This window comes from Micromonospora tulbaghiae (assembly GCF_900091605.1).
Lineage (GTDB): Bacteria > Actinomycetota > Actinomycetes > Mycobacteriales > Micromonosporaceae > Micromonospora > Micromonospora tulbaghiae.
The window spans coordinates 1-15,609 of the sequence record NZ_FMCQ01000001.1 but is presented as its reverse complement, the minus strand read 5'-3'; the positions used below and the strand labels follow the sequence as shown (position 1 = coordinate 15,609).

General features: G+C 72.0%; 9 protein-coding genes. 2 read left to right on the top strand and 7 right to left on the bottom strand.

Translation table 11 applies throughout. The features are described from left to right. The first annotated feature begins 21 nt into the window (after positions 1 to 21). Complete coding sequence (locus tag GA0070562_RS00040) at positions 22 to 942, top strand: alpha/beta fold hydrolase (protein ID WP_091413224.1); 921 nt, start codon at positions 22 to 24, stop codon at positions 940 to 942. Here the strand turns inward: GA0070562_RS00040 and fxsT are convergent. From fxsT to GA0070562_RS00010, 7 genes are all read right to left on the bottom strand, one after another. Further along, on the bottom strand, positions 920 to 4,855 hold the full coding sequence (fxsT, locus tag GA0070562_RS00035) for an FxSxx-COOH system tetratricopeptide repeat protein (protein WP_091413223.1): 3,936 nt from the start codon (positions 4,853 to 4,855) through the stop codon (positions 920 to 922). The two genes, GA0070562_RS00040 and fxsT, sit on opposite strands and share 23 nt — an antisense overlap. Further along, positions 4,852 to 6,042 (bottom strand): TIR-like protein FxsC, encoded by a 1,191-nt coding sequence (locus GA0070562_RS00030; RefSeq protein ID WP_091413221.1) that lies wholly within the window; start codon positions 6,040 to 6,042, stop codon positions 4,852 to 4,854. The genes fxsT and GA0070562_RS00030 overlap by 4 nt, the downstream gene beginning before the upstream one ends. A 129-nt stretch (positions 6,043 to 6,171) precedes the next feature. Next, positions 6,172 to 6,984: an AAC(3) family N-acetyltransferase gene (locus GA0070562_RS00025; RefSeq protein WP_225853094.1), complete on the bottom strand. Its 813-nt coding sequence runs from the start codon at positions 6,982 to 6,984 to the stop codon at positions 6,172 to 6,174. Then, positions 6,972 to 9,278 carry an FxsB family cyclophane-forming radical SAM/SPASM peptide maturase gene (locus GA0070562_RS00020; RefSeq protein WP_091413220.1) on the bottom strand — a complete coding sequence of 769 codons (2,307 nt, stop codon included), beginning with the start codon at positions 9,276 to 9,278 and terminating at the stop codon, positions 6,972 to 6,974. Before GA0070562_RS00020 ends, GA0070562_RS00025 begins: the two co-directional genes overlap by 13 nt. Before the next feature lie 6 nt (positions 9,279 to 9,284). Further along, positions 9,285 to 9,458 (bottom strand): hypothetical protein, encoded by a 174-nt coding sequence (locus GA0070562_RS30125; protein ID WP_013289092.1) that lies wholly within the window; start codon positions 9,456 to 9,458, stop codon positions 9,285 to 9,287. A 273-nt stretch (positions 9,459 to 9,731) separates the two neighbouring features. Further along, positions 9,732 to 11,993: a hypothetical protein gene (locus GA0070562_RS00015; protein WP_091413219.1), complete on the bottom strand. Its 2,262-nt coding sequence runs from the start codon at positions 11,991 to 11,993 to the stop codon at positions 9,732 to 9,734. Between the two features lie 10 nt (positions 11,994 to 12,003). Continuing rightward, on the bottom strand, positions 12,004 to 14,049 hold the full coding sequence (locus GA0070562_RS00010) for a hypothetical protein (RefSeq protein WP_254663696.1): 2,046 nt from the start codon (positions 14,047 to 14,049) through the stop codon (positions 12,004 to 12,006). Positions 14,050 to 14,360: 311 nt separating this feature from the next. Here GA0070562_RS00010 and GA0070562_RS00005 point away from each other — a divergent pair. Continuing rightward, the coding region (locus tag GA0070562_RS00005) for a non-reducing end alpha-L-arabinofuranosidase family hydrolase (protein WP_091415900.1) at positions 14,361 to 15,609 on the top strand (1,249 nt) is incomplete at its 3' end.

Sequence of the window (15,609 nt, the reverse complement as noted above, 5' to 3'; positions counted from 1 at the left end):
CCACCCGTTCGGAGGCCCCGATTGGCACACACGCCCCGGCACCGAGAGCACATCGTCCGAACGGGAAGGAGGAACCTGGCGGTCGACATCGCCGGGGCGGAACGCGGCTGGCCGGTCTTCCTGATGCACGGCACACCCGGCAGCCGCAACGGTCCACGACCACGGTCCATCGTGCTGCACCGGCTGGGCGTACGGCTGATCTCGTACGACCGGCCGGGTTACGGCGGCTCCAGCCGGCTGCCCGGCCGCCGGGTCGCCGATGCCGCCGCGGACGTCGCAGCCATCGCTGACGACCTGGGCCTGGACGGGTTCTCGGTGGTGGGGCGCTCCGGCGGCGGCCCGCACGCCCTGGCCTGCGCCGCGCTGCTGCCCGATCGGGTACGGCGGACCGCCGTCCTGGTCGGTCTCGCCCCGGCCGGCGCGGCCGGGCTGGACTGGTTCGGCGGCATGACCGACGCCAACGTGCGTGACTACGGCGCGGCCGAGCGCGACGTGCCGGTGCTCGCAGAGCAGCTGCGGCTGCGGGCCGAGCGGACGATGGACGACCCGGGCTCGCTGCTCGCGCTGCTGGTCGAGCAGATGACCGAGGCCGACCGCCGGGTGGTGGCCGGCGTGCCGATCCGCAGGCAGTTGACCGACGCCTACGCCGAGGCGCTGCGCCAGGGGCCGCACGGCTGGATCGACGACGTCCTCGCGCTGCGCGCCGACTGGGGCATCACGCTCACGGACATCCGGATGCCGGTCCGGCTGTGGCACGGCGCCGACGACAACTTCGCCCCGGCCAGCCACACCCGCTGGCTGGCCGAGCAGATCCCCGGCGCGCAGCTGCAGGTGCAGCCGCACAGCGCGCACTTCGGCGCGGTGGAGGTGCTGCCGGAGATCCTCGCCTGGCTGGCCGGCCCGGTGGAGCGCGCCGCTGTCAGATCGGATGCGGGTCGATGATGCGCCGCTGCAACCGGCTCTCCCGGACGGCCTCGACGGCCGGGTGGTTCTCGCCCAGCCGGTAGGTCAGCTCGCGGGTGACCGCCTCCAGCTCCGCCCGCCGGCCGCTCTCCACCCGCTCCTGCATCACCACCAGGTTCGCCCGGCAGCGCAGCGTGTTGGTGTGGTCGCGGCCGAGGATCCGGACCAGCCCGTCGTGGGCGCGCCGCAGCAGGTTCAGCGCCTCCAGGTCCGCGGCCTCCCGGCCCTCCGGCGGGTCGGGCTGTTCGGCGATGCAGATGCCCTGGTTCATCCAGCCGGAGAGCGGGTACGGGTGCCCGCTGCCCAGCACTTCGGCGAGCGCGTCGGCGGACCGGCCGGCGAGCTGCCGGGCCTCGGCGAAGTCTCCGGCGCGGCGGGCCACCATGGCGAGGTTGACCATGCAGACCAGGGTCAGCGGGTGCATCGGGCCGAGGTTGCGCTGGTAGACGCGGTGCACTTCGGTGAGTTCCCGGCTGGCGCGCTGGAACAGGTCGACGGTGAGCAGGTTGATCGACAGGCTCAGCCGGCAGGTCAGCGTCTCCGGGTTGTCCGGCCCGAACCGCTCGTTCAGCAGCTCGTAGGCGGCTTCGAGGAGCTTGCCCGCCTCGACCGCGTGCCCGGCCGCGCGCAGCGACACCGCCAGGTTCGTCTGCGTCCGCAGGGTGATGAGGTGTTCCGGCCCGGCCGTGTGCAGCAGGTCCCGGTGGACGCTGCGCAGGCGGGTGACCGACTGCTCGAAGTCGCCCGCGTCGCGCATGTCGATGCCGACGTACGTGGAGGAGGCGAGCGTGTCCGGGTGGTTCTCCCCGAGGATCGCGCGGCGCCCGGCCAGCACCATCTCGTCGTTCTTGCGGGCCTCCCGGAAGTCGCCCATCAGGCGCTGGGTGCTGGCGAGGTTGTTGAGCGCGGCGAGGGTACGCGGGTGTTCCTCGGTGAAGTTCCGCTTCCACGCGTTGAACGTGATCTCGTCCAGGCGCAGCGCCTCGTTGTACATGCCCATGCCGCGCAGGTCGCGGGCGAGCCCTCCGGCGGTCATCAACGTGTGCGGGTGGTCCTCGCCGAGCAGTTCCCGCTGGGCCCCCAGCACCTCCTCGTCCAGCGCCCGGGACTCGGTGAACTGCCCGAGGAAGGCGAGGATGTTGGCGAGGTTGAACTGGAGGTGCAGCAACTGCCGGCGCAGGTCGTCGCGCGCCCGCGGGTCGGTCTCCTCCGCGAGCATCTGCTCCCAGGTCTGCGCGACCTCCTGCCCGAGCCGCCGGCCGGTCTCCAGGTCGCCGCGCAACTGGAGGTAGCGGACCCGGTCGATCATCAGCGCCCGCACCTCCACCCTGCGGCTCAGCGGCGCCTTCGACGCCTCCAGGTGTGGCCAGATGACCCGGAACCGGGGCCACCCGTCGGGGTCGTCGACCTCGCCCTCGGGCCGGGCGGCGGCGAGCACCAGGTGGACCTGCTGGCGGGCCTCGTCGAGTTCCACCTCCGTCATCCGGGACCGGACGGCGTGCTGGAGCAGCCGGTGCATGAGCACCAGGCCGCCCCGGCCCCGTTCGCTGCCGGACGGGTTCTCGGCCCGCAGGTCGACGCGGACCAGGGCGAGCCGGTTGGCCTGCTGCACCAGCTGCTGGCGGACCAGCCGTTCCTTCGCCTGCGGGTGGAACGGCACCAGCGCCTCGGCGAACTCGTCGCTGTAGACCAGGTCGGCGGAGATCTCCGGCGCGAACACCGAGCAGAGTTGCAGCACCCGGTAGGCGGCCGGGTTGCGGGTCCGCAGGTGGTTGAGGGACAGCTCCCAGGTGGCCTCCACGGAGACGTTGCTGTTCGGCTCCATCACCGCGCCCGGACCGAACTTCGCGATCTCGTTGAGGTAGCTGTCGACCGAGTGGCCGGTGTCGGCGAGCCATGCCGCGGCTGCGGTCACCGCGATCGGCAGGTCGCCGAGCAGGGCGGCGATCCGGTCGGCCTGGTCGACGCGCATGGTCGGCACCCGCTCGGTGAGGTGCTGGATGCTCTCCGCGCGCTTGAACACGTCCACCTGGACGGTGGTGGCCCGCTCGACCCACTGGAGGTTCCGGGACGTGATCAGGACGTGGCCCTTGCCGTCCGGCACGTACGGCAGGACGCCCTCGATCTCGTCCGCGTTGTCCATGATCAGTAACCAGCGGAGGTCGGTGCGGCGCAGCGCCTGGAGCACCAGCCGGGCGTTCTCCCGGTTCGATTCCGACGACGGTACGCCCAGGTAGGGCGCGAGGTCACCGATCGCCGACTCGATGAACGGCACCTGGTCGGCGTCGATCCACCACACCATGTCGTACGCGGCGCGGTAGCGGTGGGCGTACTCCAGCGCGAGCTGGCTCTTGCCGATGCCGCCCATGCCCTGCAGCGCCACCGGACCGGTGCCGGAGAGCACCACCTTCGGGCTGCTGCGCAGCAGCGTCCGCAGCTCGCGCAGGTCGGCCTCCCGGCCGGTGAAGCGCTTGTTGCGGCCCGGCACCTCGAACACCGTGTTGTCGCGGCCGGGGAAGCGGGGCCCGGTCGGCAGTTCCAGGTCGGCCGGCACCCCCTCGCGGCCGACCAGGCGCAGGATCCGCGCGGCGGCGGTCCGGGCCTCCAGGCCGGCCACCGAGACGGTGTGCGCGGCGGGCACGTTCGCCAGGCGCCGCACGTCCGCGACGTAGACCACGAGCGGCACCTGGTCGGGGGAGCGGTCCGGCGCGGCGAGCACCGCCTCCTCGGTGGCGTTGGACTCGGAGACGATGATCAGCTCCCGGGCCGTCCGGGGCGTCTCGTCCTCGGCGAACCACGGGTCGGTCACCCGGACGTCGGCCGAGACCAGCAGGTGCCCGATCCACTCCGCCCACACCCGGTCGTACGGGGCGTGCCGGAGCAGGATCTCGTTCTCCACCGAGTTGGAGGTACGGGTGAACCGGGCGTTGACCCGCTCGCGTACCGCGCTGCTCATCGGCGGCAGCGACTCCACCTCGCCCCGGGTGATCTCCCGGGCCAGCACCTCGTACGCGGACAGCAGCGACCCGTTGACGCCGGGCTGGTCGGCGAACGTGGCGAGCAGTTCCTCGTACGCGTAGAACGCCTGGTAGGGCACCTGCATCCGGGCCCAGTACCGGTCCCGGTCGGCCTCGCTCATCCCGCTCGGCAGACCGCTGAAGCGCTGCCGCGCCACGGCCCGCCCGGTGTCCGCCTTGACCTTCTCCGCCGGGTCGATCCGCATCGGCACGGGCAGCACCCGGATCCGCCGCGACCCGTAGCGGTGCTCGACCAGCCGGGCCACCTTGGCCGCGCCGGTGATGCCCTGTTCGCTGAGGGTGAAGCAGGTGACCAGCACGTCCGGCAGTTGGATGGTGCAGATGTCGGCGACGTCGGAGAACCCGGTACGGCTGTCGATCAGCACGTAGTCGTAGTTGCGCTTCATGTCGGCGCGCAGCGCGTCGAAGAAGTAGCCGCCACCCTGCCGCTCGTAGAACTCGTCCCAGTTCATCCCGGCGAGAGCGCCGGCGTAGTCGTTGTTCTGCTGGCCGGCGCCGAGGAAGTCGAGCGTCCCGTCACCGGGGAAGTTGGACCAGTTCAGCGAGAACGAGTACTTGTGCACGCGGGCGTACTGCTCGTGCCAGCGGTCGTCGCCCTTGTCCTGCTTGGTGGTGGTCGCCCACTCGTACTCCCGGATCAGGTCGATCACCCCGCCGGTGCTCTCCAGCGCGTCCCGGTCGATGAACGGCGCGAAGAAGCGCGACAGGCCGGGGGACTCCAGGTCCCAGTCGACGGCGAGCACCCGCTTGCCGTTGGCGGCGAGGATCCAGGCGACGTTCGCCAGCGCCATCGTCCGGCCGGTGCCGCCCTTGTAGGAGTAGAAGGTGACGACCTGTCCCTCGCGTCGGGTCATGTGTCCACTCCCTCGTCGGGCGGCGGGTTCTCCCAGAGCCGGGGTTTGCTGATCGGCCGTCCCGGCGGCGGGTAGGCCGGTCTCGCCTCCAGGTAGCGGCGGCGCATCCGGTCGACCAGGCCGTGGATCCCGGCCCGCCAGTCGTCGTACGTGGTGATCGCCAGCGGGCGTGCCGCGGCCGGGAAGATCGCGATGGCCTGGTCGAGCAGCACCGCCGCGTGGGAGCGGCGGCCGGGTGCCGAGTCCTCGATGATCACCACGACGCCCACCCAGCGGTGCAGCGAGGCGACGGCCGCGCGGACGGCCTCCGCACCGTCCGGCGTCTCGACCACCCGAGGATCGATCATGAGTACGCCCGGGCAGCCCCGGAACAGCCCGGCGTCCGGTACGAAGTCGCGGACGTCGATCGGCATCCGCAACCGCTGCACCGCGTCGGTCACGTCGTCGACCACCGGCGGCCGGTCGCGGAACGGGCGCCACCGGCCGGCGTGCGTGTCGGACCGCCCGTTGAGCCGGCCCGCCTCCGCCGGTTCCTCGGGCGCGATCACCACCGCCCGGAACGGCACCTCGCTGGTCGGGGACGACGGCAGGTCGGTCGGGCCGGTCGGCGGCTCGGCCGGTTGCAGCGGGGTCTGCTCGGCGGTGTCGACGATGTGCTGGGCGAGCCGGCCCAGCACCTCCTTGTAGGCGTGCTGGAACTTCTGGAGCCGGCAGAGCGCGCTCATGCCGTTCGCGGCGTACGCGTCCACGTCGGCGGCCATCGCCACCGCCCGGGCCTGGTCCGCCGCGTGCACGGCGGCGGGTGACGGGATCCACAGGACCGGCAGGATGTTGTCGCCGTCGGGCGGGCGGCCGGCCCGGAGCAGCCGTTGCCGGAACCACTCCCGCTCCCGGCGCGAGTCGTCCCGGTTGAGGTAGTCCGGTGAGTACAGCGGCACGAACACCTCGGCCTCGGCCAGTGCGGTGCGTTTTCGTTCCGTCCGGTCGTCCGGCGGCCGCACCATGAAGTCGGCGAAACCCTGCCGGCGTAACCGGTCGCCGGGCCGGCCGTCGATCGCCAGGTTGAGATCGTGGTAGAAGCGGCGGACCCAGTGGTCGCCCGGGGTGCGGTCGTTGTGCGTCGGCGGGGGGACGTAGCTGAGGAAGAAATAGGGCGGGCCCGGCAGCGCGGGCCGCTCAGAGGTCACGGCGACACGACCGTTCCACGGGAAGTGCGCCTGACCCCCAACCGTCAATGATCACGCGCTGCTCCCCGGTCGACACGATACGGCGTCTATCGATCAGGGTAGAGAGGTTGCGCTCGGGTTACCAGGCCTTCACCGTCCGATGTGGGCGTCCATCCAGGCGACGGCGGTGCGTACCGCGCCGGATATCGGCAGCAGCCGGGCCGGGGCGTCGCCGACCGTCCCGTGCCGGGTGAACGCCGCCCGGTCCAGTTCCGCGCCGATCTCGCTGAACAGGGCAGCGTCGAGGTGCGGCGCCTCGAAGTCGAGCCGTTCCCGGCGGCCGTCGCGCACCACGTAGCAGCGGTACGGACGCCGCTGCGGCGGGCGGCGCAGCCGGTACTCGGCGAGGTGCAGCGCGGTGCATGTCGCATAACCGACACCGAGCAGCAGCGTCCACGCGCCGGCCGCCTCCAGGGCGGCCAGCGGGGACCGCTCCCCGAGGTGGGAGTCCAGGTCGTGGACGCGCATCAGTTCCTCCGCCCGGGGGCCCCACGCGCTGAACGACGTCTGCGGGTGCCGGCTGCGGACCGCGCCGGGCAGCCGGCGTACGTACTCGGCGAACGCGCCGACCCCGAACGACGGTGTGACGGCCGGGTCGAAGCCGGGCATCCGTTCCTCGTACGCCAGGCGTTCCTCGTCGGTCAGCCCGGCGGTCGCGGCGCGGTACGCGGCGCTGCTCACCGAGTTGTCCGGGGTCTGCGCCGGGACCACGACGGTGCCGGACGGACCGACGGCGGCCCGCAACGCCGCGGCCAGGGCGCCCGGCCCACCGTCGACCGACCCGAGCGCGCGCAGGGAACAGTGCACGAGCACCACGTCGCCGGGGCCGAGCCCGAGCGCGCGCAGGTCGGCGGCGAGCGTGCCGGTCCGGTACACGGTCCGGGCGACGGTCACGACGGCCACCCGGACATCGAACGGGAGACCTGCCGGACCAGCCGCGAGCCCGCCGGGGTGAGCGCGTCCGCCCGTTGCAGCGCGCCGATCGCCTCGGCGGTCCAGTCGCGGTACCGCCGGTAGACCGCCTGCGCGCCGTCGACCTGGCGGTCGGCCCGGATCCGCCAGATGTCGGCCACCGCCGCGTGCGCGTAGATGCCGTGCAGGACGGCCTCCGCGGGCCGGGGATCGGGCCGCCAGCCCACCGTGATGTCGATCGGCCGGGTGCCGTCGACCAGGTCACAGATGTCCAGCAGGGCGTTCATCTTGCTGTGCTGGAACTCGTGCACGAGCAGCACCGCCAGCGAACCGGCGTCGGTCTCCGTGGCCGCGACACCGCCGAACGCCTGCCGCGCGGTCGACGCCTCGCTGACACCGGCGCCGCTGCGTCGCAGCGGCACCACGGCCCGCAGCCCGGCGCGCAGCTCCTCGGCGTGGCCCGGCACCTCGTCCCGGATCACCTGCCACGCCGACGCGAACGTCTCGGCCCAGCGCGCGGCGCCGGTGTCGTCGAGCCGGTCACCGGCGGGCAGCCGGTGGCAGTCGCGGTGCGGGTCGCCGTCCTCCAGCAGGACGCTCACGTCCGGCGCGGCGAGCATGCGGGTGGGCCACCATCGGGGCGCGTCCCCGGGCTCTCCGGTGTGGATCGCCACTGTCACGTCCCCGGCGGTCAGCCGCAGCGAACCTGGGCCGGTCTCGACCCGTGCGGCACCGTCGCCCACCTCGGGCAGCAGGACGGTGCCCACTGTCGGCAGGTGCAGGCGGCCGGATCGCACCGGCACGTCGAGGCGTACCGGGGTGCCGGCGTGGAGCGCGGCGGCGGCGGCGATCGCGCTCAGGTAGTCCGGCCCCTGCCGGGCGCCGGTGCCGGTGCCGGCGAGGCAGTCGACAGCCCACGCCCGCACGTACGGATGGGCCGCGATCCGGGCCACGGATTCCGGCGCGCTCCGGTCCAGGGCGGTCAGCGCGGCCCATCCGTCGGCTCCGGCCCCGCCGGCCGGCAGGCGGTCGGCCACCTCGGCGAGCAGCGCGCGGACGATGGCGATTTGCGCCTCCACGAGCCGGCCGATGGCGACCCGGTCGCCGGTCGGCGCCGCGAGGCGGTCGATGAAGTCGTCGGGCAGGCCGGCGTCGAGCCGGACGGGTGCTGGTGGGTTCTCGTTCACGTGCACGATCAGCTCTTTCAGATCGGCGCAGTAGACACTCGGATGGTCGAAGTGCCCGGCGCCGTACCGGTGGGCGAAGAGTCCGCCGCCGCACTGGTCGACCACCGGGCACCGCCGGCACTCGTCGATGAGCCCGGCCCGGCCGGAGCGGCGGCGGGCCAGGAGCGGGTCGGCCGCCACGTCGTCGGCCGGGTGCGAGAAGACGGTCATGCCGGTGGCCGGCGCGCCGTCGTACGCGGTCTTGAGCGAGTCCGCCTGTTCCCACTCGCCGTCCGTCTCGATCACCGCCAGGTCGACCGGGTCGAGGCCGAGCCACTCGGTGCCGCTGGGCCCGCCCGCGGCGGTGGACAGCAGCGAGTCGAAGAGGCGGACGGAGACCGGCCGGCCGTCGGCCCGCCAGCGGTCGTAGACGGCACGCAGCCAGTCCGCGTACGCGGTGCCGTCGCTCGCCGGCCGCCACGGCGGGTCGTCCCAGGTGGCGTGCGGCAGCAGGAAGTCGATCCGCGGAGGTTCCTGGGCGAGCAGCGACTCGTACACCGCGATCGGGTCGTTGCGTACGTCCACAGTGCACAGCAGGCCGGAGTAGATCCGCCGGTACGCCGGGCGGCGCAGCAGGGCGAGCGCGCGCAGCACCTGGTCGTAGCTGCCGGCCCCGGACCGGAAGCGCCGGTGCCTGTCGTTGGCGGCGCGGTCGCCGTCGAGCGATACGCCGACCGCGACGCCGTGTTCGGCGAGCAGGTCGCAGAGCCGCTCGGAGAGCAGTACGCCGTTGGTCTGCATGCCGAGCCGGAGCCGGGTGACCGGGTCGATGACACGCCGGAGGTCCGCGAGCACCTCGCCCAGCCGCTCGGCACCGAGCAGCAGCGGTTCCCCGCCGTGCAGGATGACAGTGACGTCCGGCAGGTCGTGGGCCGCGGCGTGTTCGGCGATCCGCCCGGCCGCTGCCCGGAGCACCTCCGGCGTCATCCGTACCGGGCGGCGGCGCCAGCTCTGGTCGGCGTGTTCGTAGACGTAGCAGTGGTCGCACGCCAGGTCACACCTGGCGTGCACCTTGAGGACGAACTCGGTGAGCGCCGCGCGGGCGGGCCCCGGGGCCATCGCGGATCAGATGAACGACGAGAACTTCGCCGCCGGGATCCGGGTCTGATCGAGGTGAGCCGCCATCACCCGGCGCACGATGGGGGAGATGTCCGCGGCGGAGAGCCGGTCGAGCGGCTCCGCGCGGACCCTGCCCAGCGAGACCGGGGGCTCATCCTGGCGCAAGGGTGCGGTTGTCATGAGTCTTCCTTAGGTTCGTGTACGCCGGCCGAGCACAGCGGCGACGGCCAACCTAGTGCCTCTGGGGGATCCAGCACCATCGACCCACCGGTGGGGAGACGGTTCTTTTTGGACGGTTCGCCGGCCGGCGTCGTCGTCGCTCGGGGAGCGACCGTAAGGGATCAATTATGCGCCTTTTTGACCATCTAGGCCACGAATCGAAAGTTCAGACTCTGCCAGAAATCGTCCACCCCGATCCCCTGGTCAGACGAGGGATCGGGGTGGACGAGCGGCTCAGACGACCGGGCCGCTCCCGGAGGCCGTGCCGAGGTGGATGCCGACGTCGGCCGGCTCGGTCATCTGGTCGTACGCCCTGGTCCGGAGCCGGTTGGTCTGCACCTCGCCGTCGAGCAGCGCCGCCCGCAACGCCTCCGCGTCGCTGATCTCCTTGGCGGTCACCGCGTCGGCCGCTGTCGTGGCCCCCTGCACCACCTCCAGGTGGGTGCCGTCGGTGGGCATCAACTCGGTCCACTTCGCCAGGCAGTACACCCGCTCCGGCACGTCCTGGCACTCGGTGGTCAGCTCGGGCATCTCGTCGCCGGTGCCGAGGTGGCCGGTCCGGTACGTCGTCAGCTCGTCCACGAACGCCGCCAGCTCGTGCTCCACCTGCGGCGCCAGGCTGGTCGCCACCACCTTGCCGAAGATCCACCGCAGCGCGATCAGCTCCATGCCGGCCCGCACGGGCAGGTAGAGCTTCGCCCAACTCGCGTTGACGAAGTCGCCGGGGTCGCGCTCCGGGGCGCGGGCGTCGCCGCCGGACCACCAGCCCGGGTACGCCACGAACGACGCGCGCTCCCAGTCGAAGACGCGGTGCCAGAAGTCGATCTCCCACGCCTCGTCCCGCACGCTGGCCGGGAAGTGTGCCTCCACGATCTGCGAGACCATCTCGTTCACCGGCGAGAAGCCGGCCCGCAACCGCGCCTCGAACTCGTCCCCGGCCGTCTCCGCCGCCGCCAGTGCCTCGTCGCGCCGGTCCTGCCACTCCTGGAGATCGGTCAGGTAGCCCGCGACGAGCGCGTTGTACGCCGCGTCGTCGGCGGTCTGGTCCACCACCGTCGGGGTACGCCGGAACCCGGCGGCGAGCTGTACGTCGGCGCCCGGACCGGCCAGCCAGCTCCTGGCGCCGACGTGCACGCGTACGCGCAGCACCGGCCGGCCGTCCGCCTCGGTGACCACCGGCACGCCCACCACCCGGGCGGCGATCGCCTCGGGCGGGCGGCGGGTGATCAGCGTGAGGTTCTGCCGGATCGTGTCGATGTCGCCGTCCCACTCCCAGCCGGCGTCGAACGCGACGTCGACGTCGTAGTCGGCGCTCATGTCACCGGTGAGTCCCCACTTGTCGAGCGTGACCACGGGGGAGTACACGACGCGCGTCTCCACCGCTGCGGGCTCGCCACGCGGCGGGCGCTCGGGCTTCACCGGCATCGGGGGCAGCGCGGCGCTCGCGTTGTCGCGGATCCGCTTCCGCCCGTCGATGATCTTCTGGGCGAAGGCGAACGCCGGATCCTTGATCGTGGGGGCCCAGCAGACCCGTGCCCCGTACCGCTCGTGGGCCAGCTCCAGCCGTTGCAGCACCTTGAAGTAGTGCAGCGTGATCGGCGTGGCCCGGTTCGGGTTGCGGACGGTGCGCTTCGAGGAGGACTCCGTACCGGTCTCGCTGACCAGCTTGAAGTCGGTCCTGTGCTGGGTGCGGTAGCGCGCCGCGACCTTCGAGGTGGCGGTCCGGCTGTCCTTGACCGCGCGGCGGCTCGTCTCCTGGCTCGCCGAGGTGACACTGGTGGCGAAGCCGATCGTGTGGCTGGCGTTGAAGGTGCCCCAGATGCCGGTCGGGCTGGTGTACTGGCCGGTGTGGCTCGCGTTGAGCCCCCAGGTGTCGGTGAGCGACTTCTGCCGCTCGAAGCCCTCCTGGAGTTCGGTGGTGAGCGCGCTGGTCAGCTCGACGTCGGTCTGCTGTTCCGACTCGTTCTGCTCCTCCAGGGTCAGCTCGCGCTTGGTGTAGGTGCGCTGCTCCAGCACCGCCTCCTCACCGGGGGCGAGCGCCAGCGCGTACACGTGCTCGCCGAGCGCGAAACCCACCGGCCGGATCCGGGTGCGGTCGAGGAACGCGATGCCCACGTCGGACTGGAGCAGGCCGGCGAGGAACTCCGCCTGCTGGTCGCCGAGCAGCGTCTGGCGCCGCGCCGGCGGCTCCCGGTACGACATGCCCGAGTCCGCGCCGGGCAGCGCCTCGGTGGCGGCGTCCATGTCGTTGGCCTTCCACAGGTCGTAGAGGCCGAGTTCCTTGAGCAGGTGCGGCAGCCGGTCGCCGTCGAGCCCGCCGTAGCGGATCGCCTCGATCAGCGCCTGCTTGACGTAGAACGGCAGGATGGGCGTCTCGCCACCGCCGAAGGTGAGCCGGACCGGTACGAAGTAGTTGGAGTAGACGTACCGGTCGGAATGCGCGGTGCTGAAACCAAGCGTCGCCGGATCGGCGTCGGCGACGACGACTCTGCCCATCGGTGCTCCTCTACAGCGGCAGGTTGAACAGGGTTTGCAGGCCCCGGTACGTCATCTCGTGCGAGGTGACGAAGAACCCGGGGAACAACTGGCTGAGGGCGGCCTGGCGGACGACCGTCTCGCGTACGGCGTGCGCGGTCAGCTCGTCGAGCCCGGCGACGACCTCGGCCGGCACACCGCCCTTCGCGGCGCGCTGGTACGCCTCCGCGATCGCCTCCCAGCGCCCGTCGAACGTCTCCCCGAGGTCGTCGGCGACGGTTCCCCAGGTCTTCTCGAAGCGCTCCAGCTTCGTCGAGGACGTCCAGTCGACGTTCGTGACGCGGGCCGCCTCGGGGTCGACGAGCAGCAGGTCGGAGCGGAGGTCGCCGACCGTGGTGGACGCCTTCCACCGGAACCGTTCGGCCAGGTGGGTGGCGAGCGCCTTCTCCGCGCCGGTCGCGGCCGGGTTGCCGGTGAACCCGACGAGGCGCAGCAGCAGGTCCCGGTCCGGGTGACCGAGCAGCATCTGGGCGACCGTCTGCCGCAGCACCGTCTCGGAGCCGCGCAGCGCGGGCGCCAGCTCCGGGTGGGCCGCGCGGACCCCCTCGACCACCGTCGCCAGCGACTTCTCCGCGAACGGCTCCAGGCCGGGTGACCGGCCGACGAGCTGCGCGACCTCGGCGGCCATCCGCCGGTGCACCTGCTGACCGAGCCGCCACGGCTGCGCCTGCCCGGCCTTGCGCAGCGCACGGAACTCCTCGTACGCGACGGTCTGGAGCGCCCTGTTGAACGCGGTGGTCAGCCGCTGCTCCAGTTGCCGGGCGATGGCGGCGCGTACGACGGCGGCCCGGATGTCCCGGGGTGTCTTCGGTGGTTTCAGCTCGCGCAGATCCTCGACCCGCTTGATGATCTCGTCGAGCGCCTCGTTCAGTTCGGCGCGGGTCGCGGCACGGCCGGCCGACGACACGGTCTCCGACATGCTCGCCATCAGCACGGGCCGGCCGTCGAGGCTCACCAGCGCGCCCAGCCGGGTGCCCGCCCCGGCGCCGGCGAACGCCTCGGCGTGCGCCGCCTGGTTGAACAGGGTCAGTGTGAGTTCCGCGTCGGCGAGCAGCACCCGGCCCTGCCGGAACAGCGCGTCGAGCACCTTCGGGGGGAAGAGCGTCCGCAGCATCGCGAGGCCGACCTGGGGCGCGGCGAGGATCGCCGCCCGGCCGATCGCCACCAGCAGCGCGGCCGTCTGGGCGGTCAGCAAACGCGCCTCCCGGGCACCCGCGAGCAGCAGCGGCACGTACCGGACGGCGGCGCGGACCGCGACGCCGCCGAGCAGCCGGGCGAGATGCACCAGACCGGTGAGCACCTGACAGAGGTCGCCGGCGACGCGGCCGAGCAGGCGGCCGGCGGCGAACGGGTCGAGGTCGTCCAGGTGCCGGGCGAACTGGGCGGCCCAGCCGCGCCACAGCGCCAGCAGTCGTTCCGGAACCGTCGTCGGGTCCAGCGCGGCGACGATGCCGGCCAGCGCCTGGCGTACGACTGTGGCCTGGTCGGCGAGGCGCTGGACACCGGCGCGGGGGTCGACTGTGAGCACGATGAGCGTGGTGAACTGCTCCTGCTGGAGACGTCCGATCAGCTGCACGAGCTTGCCGAGGTCGACCACCACTGTCGCGACGGACTCCCCGACGCCGACGGCGAAGCCGTCCAGGAACAGCTTCGGGTTGATCCCGTTCCAGGCCGCGTAGTGCCGCATCGCGTCGAGCAGCGCGGGATCGAGGCCGAGCAGGTAGCGGCGGAACGCGCCGTCGGAGTCGACGTCGGAGGCGGCCAGGTCGAAGAACGCCTCGGCCAGCCGCAGTCGCGCGAGCATCGAGACCAGGTCCCAGACGTTGTCCGGGGTGATGCGGCCGGTCATCGCGGCCAGCACCCGATCGCGGGTCATCGAGCGCGTGGCGTGCGCGTCCGTCCAGTACCGGATCGTCAGCGCGACGAACTCCACCCGTGGATCCTGGGTGCGTACGCCGAAGACCGCGGCCCGGTCCTCGGCGGACACCCGCGGCACGCTGAACCAGTCCCGGATCATGACGGATTCGTCCGTCGGCTGCCCCAACTCGCCCACCACCCCTCCAGCCGTGTGCACTGTCGGGCCGCGCCGAGGGCGGCGATAGTGCTGGGTCGAGAAGCTGACATGGCCCCACTGCGTCACGCGCCCGTCATCCATCGACTGTTACGACTTGACGAACGGCGTGTTATCGCTCACAGTCGATGGCATAGGGCGGCGGCTCGGGCGAGTCACCGGGCGGGCGCGGCTGGCTGCGTGGCAGGCCGGGTGTGGGATCAGTGCGCTTCGACGGATTGTTAGCGCTCACAACATGTCTGATCTGAGGGAGGAACATGTTTGCTTTCGGTAGGTCCCCATCGACGGTGTCGCCGCCACGACGGCGCGGATGGCTGCCACGCGTCGTCGCGACAGGCGCGGCAGCGCTACTCGTGGGCGCCGGCGCCGTGGCGGTCGTGTCCGCGCCCGCCGCCGCCGCGAGCGTCGACACGAGCGCCTGGTACGTCCTGGTCAACCGCAACAGCGGCAAGGCGCTCGACGTCTACAACCTGGCCACCAACGACGGCGCGCGGATCACCCAGTGGACGCGCAACAACGGCAACCAGCAGCAGTGGCAGTTCGTCGACTCCGGCGGCGGCTACTACCGGCTGAAGTCACGGCTGTCCGGCAAGGTGCTCGACGTCTACAACTGGTCGACCGCCAACGGCGGAAGCATCGTGCAGTGGTCCGACACCAACGGGACCAACCAGCAGTTCCGGCTGGCCGACTCCGACAGCGGCTACGTTCGCCTGATCAACCGCAACAGCAACAAGGTGGTGGAGGTGCAGGGCGCCTCGACCGCCGACGGCGGAAACATCGTCCAGTACGACGACTGGAACGGCGCCAACCAGCAGTGGCAGCTCGTCCGGGTGGACGGTGGCGGCGGCAACCCCACCACGCCGGCGCCGACCACGCCGCCTCCGGGTGGCACGTGCAATCTGCCGTCGTCGTACCGGTGGTCGTCGACGGGTGCGTTGGCGCAGCCGCGGTCGGGTTGGGTGTCGTTGAAGGACTTCACCGTGGTGCCCTACAACGGGCAGCACCTGGTCTACGCCACCACCCATGACACCGGTTCGTCGTGGGGGTCGATGAACTTCGGCCTGTTCTCGAACTGGTCGCAGATGGCCTCCGCGTCGCAGAACGCGATGTCGTCGGGCACCGTCGCGCCGACGTTGTTCTACTTCGCGCCGCGCAACATCTGGGTCCTGGCCTACCAGTGGGGCCCGACCGCGTTCTCCTACCGCACCTCGACCAACCCGACGAACCCGAACGGGTGGTCCTCGGCGCAGCCGCTGTTCACCGGCAGCATCTCCGGTTCCGGCACCGGCCCGATCGACCAGACGCTGATCGCCGACGACCAGAACATGTACCTGTTCTTCGCCGGTGACAACGGCAAGATCTACCGCTCCAGCATGCCGATCGGGAACTTCCCCGGCAGCTTCGGGTCGAACTACACCACCATCATGTCGGACTCCACGAACAACCTGTTCGAAGCCGTGCAGGTCTACAAGCTGCAGGGCCAGACCCGCTACCTGATGATCGTCG

Excerpts from the sequence above, each read along its gene's own strand:
- GA0070562_RS00015 (WP_091413219.1), bottom strand. The coding sequence starts at position 11,993 with ATGGGCAGAGTCGTCGTCGCCGACGCCGATCCGGCGACGCTTGGTTTC.
- GA0070562_RS00010 (WP_254663696.1), bottom strand. The coding sequence starts at position 14,049 with ATGATCCGGGACTGGTTCAGCGTGCCGCGGGTGTCCGCCGAGGACCGG.
- fxsT (WP_091413223.1), bottom strand. The coding sequence starts at position 4,855 with ATGACCCGACGCGAGGGACAGGTCGTCACCTTCTACTCCTACAAGGGC.
- GA0070562_RS00020 (WP_091413220.1), bottom strand. The coding sequence starts at position 9,278 with ATGGCCCCGGGGCCCGCCCGCGCGGCGCTCACCGAGTTCGTCCTCAAG.
- GA0070562_RS30125 (WP_013289092.1), bottom strand. The coding sequence starts at position 9,458 with ATGACAACCGCACCCTTGCGCCAGGATGAGCCCCCGGTCTCGCTGGGC.